The 16398-nt window shown below is 68.0% G+C and carries 14 protein-coding genes; 5 read left to right on the top strand and 9 right to left on the bottom strand.

Translation table 11 applies throughout. The features are described from left to right. Positions 1-346: 346 nt before the first annotated feature. Positions 347-2305 (top strand): CocE/NonD family hydrolase, encoded by a 1959-nt coding sequence (locus AB0M22_RS33665; RefSeq protein ID WP_364735525.1) that lies wholly within the window; start codon positions 347-349, stop codon positions 2303-2305. 1 nt (position 2306) lies between these two features. On the opposite strand, the gene AB0M22_RS33660 is transcribed toward AB0M22_RS33665, so the two are convergent. Then, positions 2307-3167 carry a class I SAM-dependent methyltransferase gene (locus AB0M22_RS33660; RefSeq protein ID WP_364735523.1) on the bottom strand — a complete coding sequence of 287 codons (861 nt, stop codon included), beginning with the start codon at positions 3165-3167 and terminating at the stop codon, positions 2307-2309. Position 3168: 1 nt separating this feature from the next. After that, a complete protein-coding gene (locus AB0M22_RS33655; RefSeq protein ID WP_364735521.1) occupies positions 3169-4089 on the bottom strand; it encodes an LLM class F420-dependent oxidoreductase in 921 nt (306 codons plus the stop codon). Between the two features lie 82 nt (positions 4090-4171). Between AB0M22_RS33655 and AB0M22_RS33650 the strand changes: the two genes are divergently transcribed. Continuing rightward, positions 4172-5050, top strand: a complete 879-nt coding sequence (locus AB0M22_RS33650; protein ID WP_364735519.1) for a dihydrodipicolinate synthase family protein — start codon at positions 4172-4174, stop codon at positions 5048-5050. A 110-nt stretch (positions 5051-5160) separates the two neighbouring features. Further along, complete coding sequence (locus AB0M22_RS33645; protein ID WP_364736103.1) at positions 5161-5637, top strand: gluconokinase; 477 nt, start codon at positions 5161-5163, stop codon at positions 5635-5637. On the opposite strand, the gene AB0M22_RS33640 is transcribed toward AB0M22_RS33645, so the two are convergent. The 7 genes from AB0M22_RS33640 to AB0M22_RS33610 form a co-directional block, all read right to left on the bottom strand. Further along, complete coding sequence (locus AB0M22_RS33640; protein WP_364735517.1) at positions 5632-6195, bottom strand: DJ-1/PfpI/YhbO family deglycase/protease; 564 nt, start codon at positions 6193-6195, stop codon at positions 5632-5634. The two genes, AB0M22_RS33645 and AB0M22_RS33640, sit on opposite strands and share 6 nt — an antisense overlap. A 67-nt stretch (positions 6196-6262) precedes the next feature. Then, positions 6263-7147 (bottom strand): DUF5995 family protein, encoded by an 885-nt coding sequence (locus tag AB0M22_RS33635; RefSeq protein WP_364735515.1) that lies wholly within the window; start codon positions 7145-7147, stop codon positions 6263-6265. Continuing rightward, on the bottom strand, positions 7144-7926 hold the full coding sequence (locus tag AB0M22_RS33630) for a M50 family metallopeptidase (protein WP_364735513.1): 783 nt from the start codon (positions 7924-7926) through the stop codon (positions 7144-7146). Before AB0M22_RS33630 ends, AB0M22_RS33635 begins: the two co-directional genes overlap by 4 nt. 9 nt (positions 7927-7935) lie before the next feature. Then, positions 7936-9492 carry an AMP-binding protein gene (locus AB0M22_RS33625; protein WP_364735511.1) on the bottom strand — a complete coding sequence of 519 codons (1557 nt, stop codon included), beginning with the start codon at positions 9490-9492 and terminating at the stop codon, positions 7936-7938. A 47-nt stretch (positions 9493-9539) separates the two neighbouring features. Beyond that, positions 9540-11288 carry a protein kinase gene (locus AB0M22_RS33620; protein ID WP_364735509.1) on the bottom strand — a complete coding sequence of 583 codons (1749 nt, stop codon included), beginning with the start codon at positions 11286-11288 and terminating at the stop codon, positions 9540-9542. Between the two features lie 81 nt (positions 11289-11369). Next, on the bottom strand, positions 11370-12263 hold the full coding sequence (locus AB0M22_RS33615; RefSeq protein ID WP_364735507.1) for a bile acid:sodium symporter family protein: 894 nt from the start codon (positions 12261-12263) through the stop codon (positions 11370-11372). A gap of 110 nt (positions 12264-12373) precedes the next feature. Continuing rightward, a complete protein-coding gene (locus AB0M22_RS33610; protein WP_364735505.1) occupies positions 12374-13423 on the bottom strand; it encodes a Gfo/Idh/MocA family oxidoreductase in 1050 nt (349 codons plus the stop codon). 686 nt (positions 13424-14109) lie between these two features. Between AB0M22_RS33610 and AB0M22_RS33605 the strand changes: the two genes are divergently transcribed. Continuing rightward, positions 14110-15666 carry a mannitol dehydrogenase family protein gene (locus AB0M22_RS33605; RefSeq protein WP_364735503.1) on the top strand — a complete coding sequence of 519 codons (1557 nt, stop codon included), beginning with the start codon at positions 14110-14112 and terminating at the stop codon, positions 15664-15666. Further along, positions 15663-16355 carry an HAD family phosphatase gene (locus AB0M22_RS33600; protein ID WP_364735500.1) on the top strand — a complete coding sequence of 231 codons (693 nt, stop codon included), beginning with the start codon at positions 15663-15665 and terminating at the stop codon, positions 16353-16355. Before AB0M22_RS33605 ends, AB0M22_RS33600 begins: the two co-directional genes overlap by 4 nt. The last annotated feature ends 43 nt before the right edge of the window (positions 16356-16398 follow it).

Here is a 16398-nt window from a genome sequence, read left to right as displayed (position 1 = left end):
GCGGCGGCTCGGCGATACTGAACGACTGACCGGAATGTTTTGGCCCGCCTGGTCTTAAACCAAACTGCGGGGTATCTATTGTGCCCGATTTGCGCAAATCCACTATCGCACAACCGGATCGGTTTGCCGGGTTGCGGGCAACACGGCAAACCGGCCGATTCGTACCTCCCGGTGATTTGCGCACAGATTGCTATCTTGTCAATCCGATACGGCGAAACTCAATCAACGTGCGGCACATCGGTCGAGGAGCAGGATGCTTTCGGGGCAGCAAGTGGCACAACGGTTTGTCCGCGTGGCTCGATTGGCGACGGTCCTATCGATGGTTCTAGTTGGCGGAGGGTTTGCGGTGGGGTCGGTAGCGGCTCAACCGGACACCAGTACCCGTAGCGAGCGATGGACCGCGCTACACGACGGACCGCAGCCGTACGCCGACGTGCACATCGACTGGGATGTGCCGATCCGGATGAGTGACGGCGTCATCCTGAAGGCGAACGTGTACCGGCCGATGGACGCGGACGGAGTGGTCGAACAGCGTCCGCTGCCGACCATCGTGAACCTCACGCCGTACACGAAACTGCTGTCCAACGTGGTCGATTCGGCGATCTCGGCGCCCGGCCTGCAACCCATGGTGATGGATCTGCTGCGCCGGATGAACCTATCCGGAACGCCGATCAGCGGTTTCGGCGATCTGCTACACGCGCTCGACGGCGGGACGATACAGACCGTGCTCGGCATCGACCGGTTCCTGATCCGCAGCGGTTACACCCTGGTGGTCGCCGATGTCCGCGGCACCGGCTTCTCCCAGGGCACGTGGGACACCCTGGGCGTCCGTGAACAGTTGGACACCCGCGAGGTGATCGGCTGGGCCGCCGCGCAACGCTGGTCCACCGGCAAGGTCGGGATGAGCGGCGGTTCCTACGCGGGCATCACCCAGCTGCGTGCGGCCGAAAACGCCCCGGCCGCACTGAAAGCCATCTTTCCGGTCGAACCCGGCAGCGATCTGATGCGCGATGTCGTCGCGCCGGGCGGCGGCATCGGCACCACCTTCCTGCCGCTGTGGCTCAGCAATGTGAACCAGACGAAACTCATCCCCGACGTGCGCTCGATGCTGGCCGGCACGTTCGACTGGCGCTGGCTGAGCGACCGGCTGGCCGACCCGGCCACCAACTACGACCTGCTGACCCAGGCGTTGCTCACCCCGACGCTCGACCAGATCCCGCAGACCCTCGCCGCCGCGCTCGATCCCGACAGCGACTTCCGGCAGGCGATTCTCGGACATCCGGAGCGAATCACGGTGCCCACCTTCGTCTATGGCGGCTGGCACGACATCTTCGCCAACAGCGCGACCACCTTGTTCAACGCGATCCCGTTGCCCGCCAACCAGAAACAGCTCTTGGTCGGCGACACCTATCATGCCAATCCCGGCGCGGGTACGGGCGCGCCCGACGGTCCGGCACGGCTGGAGGTGTTGCAGCGGGTGTGGTTCGACAAGTGGCTCAAGGACATCGACCACGGCATCGGCGAATTCGGGCCGGTGACGGTGTGGGAACAGGGTGGCGGCTGGCGGACGCTCGAGCAGTTCCCGCAGGCCGGCGCGACCCATCGGCGGGTCTATCTCTCCGCGACCCCCAGCGGCACCGCGCAGAGCGTGTACGACGGATCGCTGTCCGCCACCAAGCCGGACGAGCTCCGCACGCTGACGGTGTCACCCGGCCTCACCACCGCGTGCTCGCGCGACACCGCGCAGGGCGCCGCCGGGATAACCGCGGTATTGGACATGTGCGCCAAGGACTCTCGCATCGCCGAGCGCAACGCGCTGACCTTCACCGGCGCACCCGTCACCGAGCGGACGGTCATCTCCGGCCCGATCAACGCGCACCTCAACGTCGTGCACGACGCGACCGACGGATACTGGGCGGTCACCGTGAACGACGTTGCCCCCGAAGGAACTTCGACGGTGGTGAGCACCGGCCAGCTCACCGCGTCGATGCGCGCGATCGACCAGGCGAAGAGCACCCGCTCGCCCAACGGCGACTACACCGCCCCGTACAACCCGATCACCCTGGACAGCCTGCTGCCCGTGACGCCGGGTGCGCCCATCACGCTGGACATCGCGGTCATCCCGATCCAGGCGGTGCTCCGGCCGGGACATCGACTACGCGTCGATGTTTTCGCCGGAAACTCCCCGAAGGGACTGCCGTTCCGGCCGCTGCTCAACAACACCGAACTCAAACCGCAAACCCTGCAACTGGATCCGGCCCAGCCGAGCTTCGTGAACCTGCCGACCAGCAGGCCGCTGGGATGAGTCAGGTGCGCAGGGCGCGGGCGATCCGGGCGTGCAGGCGTTCGGGCTCGGGACCGAGCTCGGCCGCGCCGACATAGCTCGCGATCAGGTCCGGTGCGCTGAAGTCTTCGACCTCGTCGAATCCTGCCGCGCGCAAATCCGCCGCCAATTCGGCGGCGGTGAGCGAGCTCAGCAAGGGTTCGCCGACCGCGGCCATCCGGTCCGCGCGCGCCTGTAGTTGAGCCCGATGTTCCGGTGCGGCCTCGGCGGCCGGCGGGATGTAGTCGAAAACCAGTCGAACCGGGGTCGCCTGCTCGGCCACGTACCGCAACGTCGACCGGATGGCTTCCCTGGTCAGATACATCACCACGCCGAGCCAGACGAAGACGGCGGGCTGGTCTCGGTCGAGACCAGCCGTGGCCAAACCTGTTGCCAGCGTTTCGCTCTCGAAGTCGATCGGGGCGAAGGTCAGGGAATCGGGGACGGTGATCCCGGCGTCGGCGAGCAGCTGACGTTTCCACGCCTGCGTCGCGGGATGATCGACTTCGAACACCCGCAGCGTCGGATCGGGGTTGCGGTAGGCGAAGGTGTCCAGCCCCGCGCCGAGGATCACCACCTGCCGCGTCCCGTCCGCCACCGCGGCGGCGACCGTGTCCTCCGCGAACCGCGACCGGCCGGCCATGAACAACCGGCGGACGCGGTGAAAGGCGATGTCCTCGCCTGCCGCCGCGGCCACGGTCTGATCGGTCAGCTCTTCGGGGGTCAGGCCCATGATCGGCACCGCCAACGGGTCGGTGAAGACGCGCGGCTCGGCAGCGATCTGATGGTAGGCGCGCACATGTGCGGTGGCGAGCGCCGTCCGGCTCGGCTTCCCGGCCCGCATGTCAGATTTTCCCTTGCACCTGACCGGCGATCAGCTCGAGGTGATCGAGATCGTCGAGGTCCAGTATTTGCAGGTAGATCCGCTGCGCGCCGATCTCGGCGAAGCGGCCGATCTTGTCCACCACCTCGGCGGGCGACCCGGCCAGGCCGTTCGTCTTCAGCTCGTCCACCTCGCGGCCGATCGCCGCGGCCCGCCGCGCCACCTCGGCGTCGTTCGCGCCGACGCAGGCGACCAGCGCGTTCGAGTAGATCAGGTCGTCGGCGCGACGGCCCCGTGCCTCGGCGGCCGCGCGGACCCGGCCGAACTGGGCGGCGCTGTCCTCGATGGAGGAGAACGGCATGTTGAACTCGGTCGCGTACTGCGCGGCCAGCCGGGGCGTGCGGGTGGCGCCGTGGCCGCCGATCAGCACCGGCACCGGGTCCTGCACCGGCTTCGGCAGCGCGGGGGAGTCGGTGAGCTGGTAGTGCCGGCCGGCGAAGTCGAACTTGTCACCCGGCTTGGTCGACCACAGCCCGGTGATGATCGCGAGCTGCTCCTCGAACCGGGCGAACTTGTCCGCGGGGAACGGGATGCCGTAGGCGGCGTGCTCCTCGGCGAACCAGCCGCTGCCGAGGCCGAGTTCGACCCGGCCACCGGACATTTGGTCCACCTGCGCGACCTGGATGGCCAGCGGTCCGGGCAGCCGGAAGGTGGCGGCGGTGACCAGCGTGCCGAGGCGGATCCGCTTGGTCTCCCTGGCCAGCCCGGCGAGGGTGATCCAGGCGTCGGTCGGGCCGGGCAGTCCGTCCCCGCCGCCCATGGCCGCGTAGTGGTCGGACCGGAAGAATGCGTCGAATCCGAGGTCCTCGGTGGCTTTGGCGACGGTCAGCAACGTGTCGTAGCTCGCGCCCTGCTGCGGTTCGGTGAAGATGCGCAATTCCATGATCACCATCGTGCCCCAGGACGCTTCCGTCCGGAACGGCCGGGGTGCGGGGCATGATCTGGGTGGAGGAATGGAGGATGCGATGAGTGGGTCTATCGCGGGGATCGTGGCCTATCCGGTGACGCCGTTCGGTGCGGACAGCGGCAAGGTCGACGAGCAGGTGCTGCGCGGGCTGGTGGATCGCCTGGTCGACGTTGGCGTGGATGCGGTTGCGCCGCTTGGCAGTACGGGGGAGGCCGCGTATCTCGACGATCAGGAGTGGGCGGCGGCGGCCTCGGTCTGTATCGAGCAGATCGACGGGCGGGTGCCGACGGTGGTCGGGGTGTCGGAATTGACCACGGCGGGAACCATTGCGCGGGCACGGCTTGCCGAACGGCTCGGCGCCACGGCGTTGATGATGCTGCCGGTGGCCTACTGGCGGTTGACCGAAGAGGAGCTGCGTCGGCATTTCACGGCGGTGGCCGAGTCGGTCGCGCTGCCGATCATGGCTTACAACAATCCCGGCACCAGCGGGATCGATATGCCGCCGGAGTTCCTGGTGGAACTCGTTGGGGCCGTGGACAACATCACGATGGTCAAGGAATCCAGCGGGGACATCGCGCGGATGCGGCGGCTGGCCGAGCACGGCGTGCCGTTCTTCAACGGCAGCAATCGGCTCGCGCTCCAGGCGTTCGAGACGGGTGCCGTCGGATGGTGCACGGCCGCACCGTGTTTGGTGCCGGAGCAGATCGTGCAGGTGTGGCGGTTGCTCACTGCCGGTGAAACCGCAGCGGCGACAGAGCTTTTCGAGCGGCTGGAACCGTTGCTCATCGCGATGTCCCGCGGTGGTCTGCCGCGGACTGTCAAAGCGGGGTTGCGCTCGCTGGGGATCGAGGTGGGCGACCCGCGACCACCATTGCTGCCGGTGGACGAGGACACTCGCCGCGTGCTCGCCGAACTTATCGCAGCGTCAGCTCGCTGAGGCGGGACCGAGCGGCCGCGCTAATGTCGGATCGGACATGCGCATCGCTGTGGTGCGTGCCGAGCAAAGGAGCCGATGTGCCGGAACGAGCGCTGGCCGTCGTGGTTGTGATGGGGGTGTCGGGGTCCGGCAAGTCGACGGTCGGGCGGGCCCTCGCGGCCGAGCTGGGCGTCGAATACGGCGAAGGCGACGACCTGCATCCCAAGGCGAACGTCGACAAGATGGCGGCCGGCATCCCGCTGGATGACGCGGACCGCCGGCCCTGGCTCGACAAGGTGGCGGCCTGGATGGCCGAACGATCCGCGCAGGGCGGGGTGATCACCTGCTCGGCGCTCAAACGCGTCTACCGCGACCGGCTCCGAGCCGCCGCGCCCGATGCGTTCTTCCTGCATCTGGCCGCTTCGCACGAGGAACTCGCGCACCGAATGGCCGACCGCACCGGCCATTTCATGCCGTCGAGCCTGCTCGACTCGCAGCTCGCCGCGCTCGAGCCGCTGGCGGACGACGAGCGCGGCGCGACCGTCGACGCGACCCGCGACCCTGGCGAACTGGCCCGCGAAACCTCGGCGGTACTGCACGAACTATGACTTGTCGACCAGCTCCTCGGTGATCGCCCGGCAGAAGTCGTCCAGATCGTCCGGATTGCGCGAGGTGATCAGCGCCCAGTCGTTCTCCGCGGACCGCACCACCGGCTGATCGACCCATCGCCCGCCCGCGTTGAGCACGTCCGTGCGCAGCGAGAAATACGACGTCAGCGTCTTGTCGGGTAAGAGTTCGGCCTCGACCAGCAGCCACGGCCCGTGACAGATCGCGGCGATCGGCTTACCCGCCGCGGCGAATGCCTTGGCCAGCTCGACCGCCCGGTCTTCGGCCCGCAGCTTGTCCGCGTTGACCGTGCCACCCGGCACGACCAGCACATCGAAGTCGTCGACATCCAGATCGTCGAACGACGCATCCGGCTGCACCGTCACGTCCTTCTCGGTGTCGTGCTCGAAGGTCTGCACCTGCTCGTTCTTGGGCGCGGCGTGCACGACCGTCGCCCCCTTGTCCGTCAGCTGTTTCTGCGGAACCAGCAGCTCATCGCGCTCGACGCCGGTGTTCGACGTGATGATCAGTACGCGCTTCCCGTTCAGCTCTTCCGACATGCCGAATACTCCCTTCCATCGTTCGTCCCAGGAGTAGGCGTGCCGCGAATCCGGAAAGCTAAACCCGCTAGAGCCCACCGAGTCGGGTGAGCACCTCGAACGCCACGTCAGCGCTGCGCCACAATGCGTCGATCTCGACCCGGGCGGCCGGCGCGAGAGCGGGATCGGTGAGCGCGAGTCCGTTGCCGAAGATCACCACATTGGCGCCCAGATCGGCCAGCCGCAGCAGCTGCGGCGTCGCCACACCCTCGCCGAAGAGCAGATCGAGGCCCTCGCCGACGAAGTAGAACCGCCACAGCGGCCCGAGGTCGCCGTGATAGATCTCCTTGGTCGAGGAGACGATCAGCGCACCCTGCTGCGCGATCGAGTCGACGATCTTGAAGTAGTCGGGCGCGTTCGCGGTCGTGCCGCCGACCGCGGCCACCGCGTAGGCGAGGTCGACGCTCAGGTGCGCGTCGTATCCGGCCATCGCGACCCGTGCGGGCGACAGTTCGCAGCGGCGGGCGAGCTCGAAGTAGTTGGTCCACTGCGGGTCGGTCGGTGCGCCGGTGAACTCGGCGTGCACGTTGCGCAGGAAGCGGGACAGCAGTTCGAGACTGATCCGATGCGCCCACTCCGGATCGGTGAACGATGCCGGGTCGCGCTGCAACGGCATCACCGCGGCCTGCTCGACGGCATCGAGGCCGAGCGCGAAGACGCCGCGCAGATCGCGGTGCTGGACCAGGATCTGGGTGAGCTGCCGGTTCTGTTCGACGGCCTGCTCCAGCTGTTCCATCGACGAGCCGGTGAGTGTGGTCGTGTCCGAAAGCTCGGCGATCGAGGTGATTTCGGCGGGCGAGAGCGGTGTCCCGCAGGCCGTGTCGGCGACGGCGGTGGCCTGCCCGACGCCGAACAGGCCGGCGCAGCCGAGTATCAAGGTCGAGACGACGGCGAGGCGGATGGTCGTGATCATGAGGCGCAGGCTCCGCCCGGCAGGCAGAACCCGGAGATATCGGAGATCAGGAAGCCCGCGCCGACCACCAGCGACCCGACGGCGATCACCCCGAACAACCCGACCCACAGAATCCCGGGCAGGTGCGTGAGGCGCGCGAGCTGATCGGCATCGGAGGCGACGTCCTCCTGATAGCGGCTGCGCAACTGCCGAGATCGCCCGCGCTGCAACTCGATCACCGGCCGCGCCCCGGCGAGCAGCAGGAACCACGCGCCGAGATACGCGAAACCCGCTTGCAGCGTGTCGGTTCCGAACCAGGACACCGCGAACACCGTCGCGCCGACCGCGAACACGGTCAGCATGCCGTACACGTTGCGCGTCATGATCAACACCGCCGCCAGCAGCGCGATGGCCACCCACAGCATCAGCGTGATCCGGCTCGCGCCGAGCAACGCGGCGAAACCCAGACCGAGCAACGGCGGTCCCGGATAACCCGCCATCGTGGTCAGAATCATGCCCAGCCCGTAGGGTTTTCCGCTGGACACGGTGAGACCCGAAGTGTCCGAATGCAATCGGATGCTGTTGAGCTTGCGCCCGGTGAGCAGCGCGACCAGCGCGTGCCCGCCTTCGTGCGCGATGGTGACGATATTGCGGGTGAACCGCCAGATGGGCGTGTATCCGACCAGCACGAGCGCCACGACCCCGGCGCCGGCCACCAACCACCATGGGGGCTGCGTTTGCGTTGTCGTCAAGCGGTCGACGATGGAGGTGCCCCGCTCGACCCATTCGGCTCTGTCCACCGCCGCACCTTATCCGGCGTCGGACATCTCCGCTCGGAGCTGACGTTTGTAGACCTTTCCGGCATCGTCGCGGGGGAGGTCGGTGACGATCCGCAGCACCCTCGGCACCTTGTACGCGGCGAGCTGCCCGGCCAGGCCGGCCCGGATGCCGTCCTCGGTCAGCTCGGCGCCTGGCCGCGGAACGACCTGCGCGGCAACGGCTTCGCCGAGATCGCCGGGATGCGGGATGCCGAACACCGCGACATCCTCGACGCCGTCCAGGGCCATGATCGCGTTCTCGATCTCGGCCGGATAGATGTTCACGCCGCCGGAGATGATCAGCTCGCTGGAGCGTCCGGTGAGATAGAGGTAGCCCTCCTCGTCGAGGTAGCCGCGGTCGCCGACGGCGAGGAAATCCGGGAGCGGACTGGGCTCTGCGCCGATGTCGTGCAGGTAGCGGAACTTCGGCCAGTAGTCGGCGCCGCGCACGAACACCTGGCCGGTCTGGCCGGTGGGCAGCGGCTCGCCCGCGTCGTCGAGGACGACGACGGCCGCGCCGTCCGCCGGGCGGCCGACGCTGCCGGGATGGGCCAGCCACTCACCGGCCGAGATCCAGGTGATGGTGCCGGCTTCGGCGCAGCCGTAGAACTCGATCAGCGCGTCGCCGAACCAGTCGATCGCGGCTCGCTTCACCGCGGGCGGACACGGGGCCGAGGAATGGATGATGTGGGTGAGGCTGGAGACGTCGTAGCGGGCGCGCACGTCCGCGGGCAGCGAGAGCAGCCGGGACAGCATGGTCGGCACCACCTTGGCCTGGGTGATGCGGCGCTCGTCGACCAGGCGCAGGAATTCCTCGGCGTCCCAGCGCGGCATGATCGTGATGTTGGTGCCGACCCGCAGCGCCAGGGTGGCAATGCCGTTCGGGCTCGCGTGATAGAGCGGGCCGGGGATCACCGCCTGCCCGCGCGGGGTGAGGCCGAGTCGCTTGGCCGCGCTGCCGGCGATGGACAACCACTGGTGCGGCGTCATGCGTTCGCGCAGTACGCCTTTGGGTTTGCCGGTGGTGCCGGAGGTGTAGATCAAGCCGGTCGAGTCGTCGCGCGAGCCTTCGATGCGGCCGAGCGGTTCGACGTGCGTTTCGATCCACTGTTCGAGGGTGGCGTGCCTGCCGGTCGGCTCGGCCAGCGCCGCGTCCAGACTCGTTGCGGCGAGCAGCTCGCTCGGCATGGCGATCTCGAGAATCGGCGTATCGGGTTGCGGCACAGCCTGTTCGACGATATCGATGAACTCGGTGTGCGCGATGACCAGTCGCGCACCGCTGTCGCCGAGCACGTGCGCGACCTCCGGCACCTGCCAGCGCGTGTTGATCGGCACCGAATTCGCCCCGCACGCCGCGACCGCCAGCGACACCTCGATGAACTCGATGTCGTTGCGGATCATCATCGCGACTCGGTCTCCCGGCCGCACCCCCGCCGCCGCAAGCCCGGCGGCTAGCCGTCCCGCCCGCTGATGCGCCTCGGGCTGCGATCGCACGCGACCCGCGCAGGTGATGGTTGGTGTTGACCTGCTGCCCGAAGCATCGCCCATGTTTCGCAGTCTGCCACTTCCTCAGCTAACGGGTAGCGCAAGCCGGGTCACGATGTTTTGGTGAGTATTCCGGACATGTCGCCGATGACGCTGGCGGTGCGGTAGGACAGCGTTCCGTCGGGGAGTAGCTGGAGGTGCGTGGTGTTGCCGTCGTCGTTGCAGCCGCCGCTGTCCTCGGTGAGGCGCGCGGTGAGCGTCAGTTCCTCGCCGTCGACCGCGGTCAGTGTTTCCGCTCGGCCGCAGGTCATACCGACCACATTGCCGGTATTGGAGGAGGCGCCGAGTTCCTCGCCGACCGTGCCCGCGTTCAGTGTGAGCACGATGTCGAAGCCGGCGATCTTGTCTTTGGCCACGCCTTTCCATTCGCCGACGAAGGCCTCCGGCAATTCGGCGGGTGGGTCGCCCGGCGACGAGGTGGTCTGGTCGGCGGCGTCGTTCGAACCGGTGAATTGCTTGGTTATCACGAAGGCGGCGACCGCTATTACGAGGCACAGGACCACTCCGCTTGCGATCAATGCGATGCGGCGGGGGCGGGCGGGTTGCGCGGAGTGTGTCCCCGACTGCTGTGCGCCGTGGGGCACGTCCTGCGGGTGCTGGGTGCCGTACGACCCTATGTATTGCTGCGGGTGTTGCGGAGGGTAGGACTGGTCTTGCGGCCCGGTCGATTGCTGCGGGCGCGGGCCGTCTTGCGGCCCATAGGAATACGGCTGACCTGCGGGATCGGGCGTACCCCGCCACCATGATCGCGGCGTGACGTCCGGCTGTCCGGCCCCGGGCATGCTGGTGGCGGTCCGCGCGTTCGGGTCGGTGAGCGGCCGCGGATTCGGGTCGGTGAACGGCTGGAGCACCGTTTCGGCGGTGCGGGGCGGATTCACCGGCTTGCTCAACGCGTCGGGCACGTCGAACGGTCCGGAGTCGAGGTCCAGCAACTGCACCGCACGCCGGCTGACCTCCTCCAGCGCGGGGCCGGGGAGCCAGCCGCCGCGGCCGGGGAGGCCGAGCTCGGTGAGGTCGGCGATGATGCGTTCGGGGGTCGGGCGGGCGGCCGGATCTTTGGTGAGGCAGGCGGCGATCAGCGGGCGCAGCCGATCCGGGACCGCGTCGAGGCGCGGCTCCTCGTACACGACCCGCCACAGCATCTGCACCATCTCGCCGATCCCGAACGGACCCTGCCCGGTGGCCGCGAACACCAGCACGCCGCCGAGGGCGAACACATCGCCGGCCGGGCCGACCTGGTCGCCGGTCACCTGCTCGGGGCACATGAAACCCGGTGAGCCGATGACCTTTCCGGTGGTGGTGAACTGGCTGTCGTCGATCGCGCGGGCGATGCCGAAGTCGATCACCTTGGGGCCGTCGAGGGCGAGCAGCACGTTCGACGGCTTCAGATCCCGGTGCACCAGATCGGCGGCATGCACGGCGACCAGCGCCTCGGCCAGCCCGTGTGCGAGCACCAGCAGCGAGGTCTCGGCGAACGGTCCGTACTCGTCGACCGCCTCGGTCAGCGAGAATCCGGCGACGTAACCGGTGGCCAGCCACGGCGGGTCCGCGTCCACGTCGGCGTCCAGCACCGGCGCGGTGAACTGGCCGCCGACCCGTCGCGCCGCGGTCACCTCGCGGCGGAAGCGCTCGCGGAATTCGTTGTCGCCGACCAGATCCGGCCGGATGACCTTGACCGCCACGGTCCGGCCACCGGCATTGCGGCCCAGGTAGACCCGGCCCATGCCGCCCGCACCGAGCACGCCGAGTATCCGGTAGTCGCCGATCCGCGTCGGATCGTCTGCGCCGAGCGGTCGCATCGCGATGCTGGTTCCCTTCGAGTGTCGAACATCGAAAGGTTACCTACCCGGCGACGCGCTGTCTGGTTCAGTTACCGGTTGTCAACCGGCCACCGCGCTGGGCACCGGCGCCGGACGAGCATGGCGCACATACCTCGCCAGCAGGAAGGCCGCGATCGCCGCGGGAATGTTCATCAGCACCCCGTACACCGCGCCCGGCACCGCCATCGCGTCGTTGTGCAGCACGGATCCGGCGATGGCGATGGCGATCGCGCCGTTGTGGATGCCGATCTCCATCGCCGAGGCGATCGCTTGATCCGCGTCGACCTTGAACAGCCGCGGCACGAAATAGCCGACGGCCAGGCTGATCACGGCGAACACCAGACTGAGTGAGGCCAGCTTGCCGATGTTCTCGGTGAGCGTGCCGAAGTTCTTCGCCACGGCCGCGAGCACCACCAGGGCCAGCACCACGATGGAGAGGATCTTGACGTTCCCGCGCATCCGCTCGGCCCACCCGGTGAACCGGCGATGCACCCACATGCCGATCGCCACCGGGACCAGCACGATCGCGAACACCTGGGCGAACTTGTCCGGCCGCAGCCCGAACGACCCGTCGCCGCCCATGAACTGGCTGTAGGCGAACGCGACGATCAGCGGCATGGTGAACACGGCGAGCACCGAATTGATCGCGGTGAGCGTGATGTTCAGCGCGACATTGCCGCCCGCGATGTGGCTGAACAGATTCGCCGACGGACCACCCGGCGAAGCGGCCAGCAACAGCATGCCCACGGCCAGTGCGCCTTCGAGCTGGAACAGATAGATCAGGCCGAGGCAGACCGCGGGCAGCAGCACCATCTGGCAGAGCAGGGCGACCACTGCCGCTTTCGGATAGCGCAGCACTCTGGCGAAATCGTCCACGGCCAAGGTCAATCCGAGCCCGAACATCACCAAGGCCAGGGCCAGCGGTAAGAAGACCGCGAAAATCGTTGAACCCATGCGGGTCTCCTCTCAGCCGAACGGCCGGCCCGCGCGCGGCCGGCACCGAGCGTCGACGTTATCGATCTCCGGCTCGGGTCGCCAGCCCAATAATCGAGGGGTGGCGGCGGTTACCCGGCGACGACCTCGCCGTCGGCGGCCGAGCGGCGGGCGGCCTCCAGGATGCGGAGCGTGGCGACGGCGTCGCGCGGGTCGATCGGAACCTTGCCGCCGTCGAGCAGGGCGGCGGCCAGTTCGGCGTAGAAGGCGGGGTAGTCGCCCGCGATGGTGGGGACCGGTTCGACGGCGGGATCGGCGCCGATGACACCCCAGTCGGCGGATTCGACTGTGCCCCAGGGTCGGCCGTCGTCGGGGCGGCGTCCTTCGCGCAGCGCGCTCTCTTGCGGATCGAGGCCGTAGACGACGTAGCCGGCCTGGGAACCGAGTACCCGGAATCGCGGACCCAGTTGCGGCGCAACGGCGCTCATCCACAGGTGCGAGCGGACACCCGAGGTGTGGGTGAGCGCGACAAACGCATCATCATCGGTTGTGATGTCGGGGCGTCGCCGATCCAGTTCGCAATAAACGGATTTCACCGGTCCGAACAGCGTCAGCGCCTGATCGATCAGGTGACTGCCGAGGTCGAAGAGGAGTCCCGCACCGTCGTCGGCGCCGCCCACCTCACGCCAGCCGCCCTTCGGCACCGGCCGCCAGCGCTCGAACCGGGACTCGAAGCGGCGCACCTCGCCGAGCCGGCCCGCCTCGATGAGGGCGCGCGCGGTCAGGAAGTCGCTGTCCCAGCGTCGATTCTGGAAGACCGTCAGCGTGAGACCGGCTTGTTCGGCGCGCTTGACCAGGTCTTCGCCGTCGGCGACCGTCACCGCGAACGGTTTGTCGACGACCACCGGCAGCCCCGCGTCCAAGGCCTGTGCGGCCAGCGGCGCGTGGGTGCGGTTGGGCGTCGCGACGACCACGAGGTCGATGCCGGACGGGTCGGCGAAGAGTTCGTCGGTGCTCGCGACGACCCGCACGCCGGGGTGTTCGCGTTCGGCCTGGGCGGCGCGTTCGGGGGAGGAGGTGACCACCACCGCGACCCGCATCCGTGGTTCGGCGGCGATCAGCGGAGCGTGGAAGACCGACCCGGCCAATCCGTATCCGACAACTGCGACGTCCAGGCTCATATCTCGACGCTAGCGGATCGTCCCAGGAATTCGGGTCATGATCGATTGGGTATGGCTGACCAACCTGCGGAGTTCCTGCTGGGGAATCTGACCGTGTCGGCGTGCCGCTCGGCGCGGCTGCCTGCGTGATCGTGGTCTGGGCGATGCGCCGGGCGGCTCGTGAGCCGCGCTGATCTGACCATCGCGCGTCCGCAACCGTGAGGCAACCTTAGTCTTGCTTACGATCTGTGCCGGGCGATAGCTGCGCCGTCATGTCCTCGCGGCGTTCCTTCCATTCGGAAGGATGTATGCCACAGCGCTTCTCGTCCACTTGCCGCCCCTTCGGGTGCTTATTTACACCGTATTCTCCGGTGATAATTCGGCAATTCTTCAGCAAATCTTAGAGCAATCTTAAAGCGTTCCCTATCGGGCAAATCGGAAATGACTGCGCGTGACAGAGGTCACCGACGCGCATTTTGGTGGTGACTGTTTCCAGTTGTTACCGCCGATTCATGCGGCCTGAGGTGGTGCTTTACGGAATATTTGCAATAGGGTCGATGACCTGCGGCGAACTGCCTTCAGTTGCTCAATTCGAGGTTTGCTGTCGAAATACTGGCGAGCCTGACCTACCGTGTGAAACGGCGCTTAGTCAATGCTGATACGGCGTTCTATATCGCCCCTTCTCGCAGACCCAACGGAGGCCGCACATGCGTGTGCCGCTGATTACGGCGAAGAAAACTCGAACCGAAATGACGTCCCGGATACCGGGCAAGGTGGTGCCGCGCCTGTCCACCGACATGCTCACCAGACTGCCCGCCACGGTCGCCAGGCCGGGGTTTGCCCCGCGGAGCCTGAGCACCGGCATCCTGCACCTCGGCTGTGGCTCGTTCCACCGGGCGCACCAGGCCCTGGCCACCCAGCACGCGATGAACGAGACCGGCGATCCGCGCTGGGGCATCGCCGCCGTCGCGATCAACCGCCCGACCGTCGTGGACGCGCTGCGGGCGCAGGACCACCTGTACACCACGCTGCTGCACGAAGACGGGCAGGCGCGGGTCGAGGTGGTCGGCTCGATCACCGAGGCCGTCCATGCCCCGTCCGACCTGATCGGCGTGCCACAGCGGATCGCCGATCCGCGGGTCAAGATCGTCACGCTGACCGTCACGGCCAGCGGCTACTGCGTTTCGCCGGTCACCGGCCGGTTGGAGGTGGACTGCCCCGGCGTCCGCCACGACCTGCGCTCGCCGACCCGGCCGATCACCCCGATCGGCATGCTCGCGCAGGGACTCGAGCTGGTCCGACGCCGTGGCGGCACCCCGCCGGTGGTGATCAGCTGCGACAACCTGTGCGCCAACGGCAGCACCCTGCGCCGCGCGGTGATCGATTTCGCGCTGCTGCGCGACGATCACCTCGCCGAGTGGATCGCCCGGCACGTGCAGTTCCCGAACAGCGTGGTGGACCGCATCGTGCAGCCGACCGCGCCGACCGACGCCGCGGTGGCGCGCAATTGGCTCGGCGGCATCGAGGACCTCGCGCCGGTCTCCGCCGAGCCGTTCATGACCTGGACGATCGAGGATTTCGAGGGCGAGCGCCCGCAGTGGGAACTCGGCGGCGCCCAATTCGTCTCCAACGTCAAGGATTACGAGCTCGCGAAGCTGCGCCTGCTCAACGGCACGCACATGCTGCTCGCGTATCTCGGCGGCGTCGCCGGGCATCGCACCATCGCCGACGCGACGGCCGGCCCGGCGCTCGCGGCGCTGGCCCGGCAGTTCATGCTGGACGAGCAGGGGCCGACACTGGCCCTCGCGGAACCCGAATTACGCCGGACCGTAGACGATTTGATGCGGCGGTTCCGCAATCCGGCCATCGCCCAGGACATGACCCGAATCGGCCGCAACGGTTCGGACAAGATGATGCCCCGGGTCGTCGACGCGCTGCGCGACAACATCGAGGCGGGCCGGCCCACTCCCGGGGCCACTCTGCTGATCGCCGCCTGGATCCGCTGGTTCACCGCGAGCCACGCTCCCGGCGCGGTGATGGAGCTGATCGACCCGCGCGAGGATTCGCTCGCCGTGCTGGTGGACAGCGATCCGCATCGCTGTGCGCAGGCGTTCTTGCAGCGCACCGATATTTTCGGCACGCTACCGGAGCTGGATAGAGTGCAGCGACAGGTCGGTGACGCCCTGGCGGAGATCAGCCGCGACGGTGTCGAGGCCGCGGTCCGGCGCAGGTTGGCGCCGCAGTCGGAAGGGAGCAACGGGTGAACGCCGAAAATCCGGTTCGCGCAGTAGTTTTCGACATGGACGGGTTGCTCATCGACTCGGAGAGCCTGGCCATGGAGTCGCTGGTCAGCGCCGGCGCCGAACTCGGCTACGAGATGCCGATCGAGTTCTGCCGCAGCATGATCGGCGTGCCCGCGGACCGCTGCCGGACCCTGGCCGCGGCCGCCTACGGACGGGGTTTCCCGCTGGAGGAGTACTTCGCGCTGCACGACGAGCACCTGCGCGTGCTGGTCGACAGCGGCCGGTTGGAGACCAAGCCGGGTGCGGTCGAACTGCTGGACGCCCTGGAAGCGCAGGGTGTGCCGAAGGCGATCGCCACCTCCTCGTCGCGCGACCGCGCCGACCACCATCTGCAACTGGCCGGGATCGCGGACCGGTTCGACGTGGTGGTGACGCGGCAAGACGTGACCAAGGGCAAGCCCGACCCCGAGCCGTACCTCAAGGCGATGGCGGCGCTCGGTGGTGAAACGGAAACCACACTCGCGCTGGAGGATTCGACCAACGGCCTGCGCGCCGCGCACGCGGCCGGCCTGCGCTGCATCCTCGTTCCGGACCTGGTGCAGCCGACCGAGGAGTCCCGGCGGCTCGCCCACCGGCTGTATCCGGACCTGCATCAGGTCATCGAATACCTGGCGGTGGCCAATGCGCCGTCGCCCGCTTCGACCGCTTAGGCTGATTCGAGCTAGCTCGAATCTGTCGGCGGACCTGAAGAGG

The sequence above is a fragment of the Nocardia sp. NPDC051756 genome, assembly GCF_040681495.1.
In the GTDB taxonomy this organism is placed as follows: domain Bacteria; phylum Actinomycetota; class Actinomycetes; order Mycobacteriales; family Mycobacteriaceae; genus Nocardia.
Note: the sequence above shows the minus strand (reverse complement) of the source record. Positions and strands in the feature narration are given on the sequence as shown.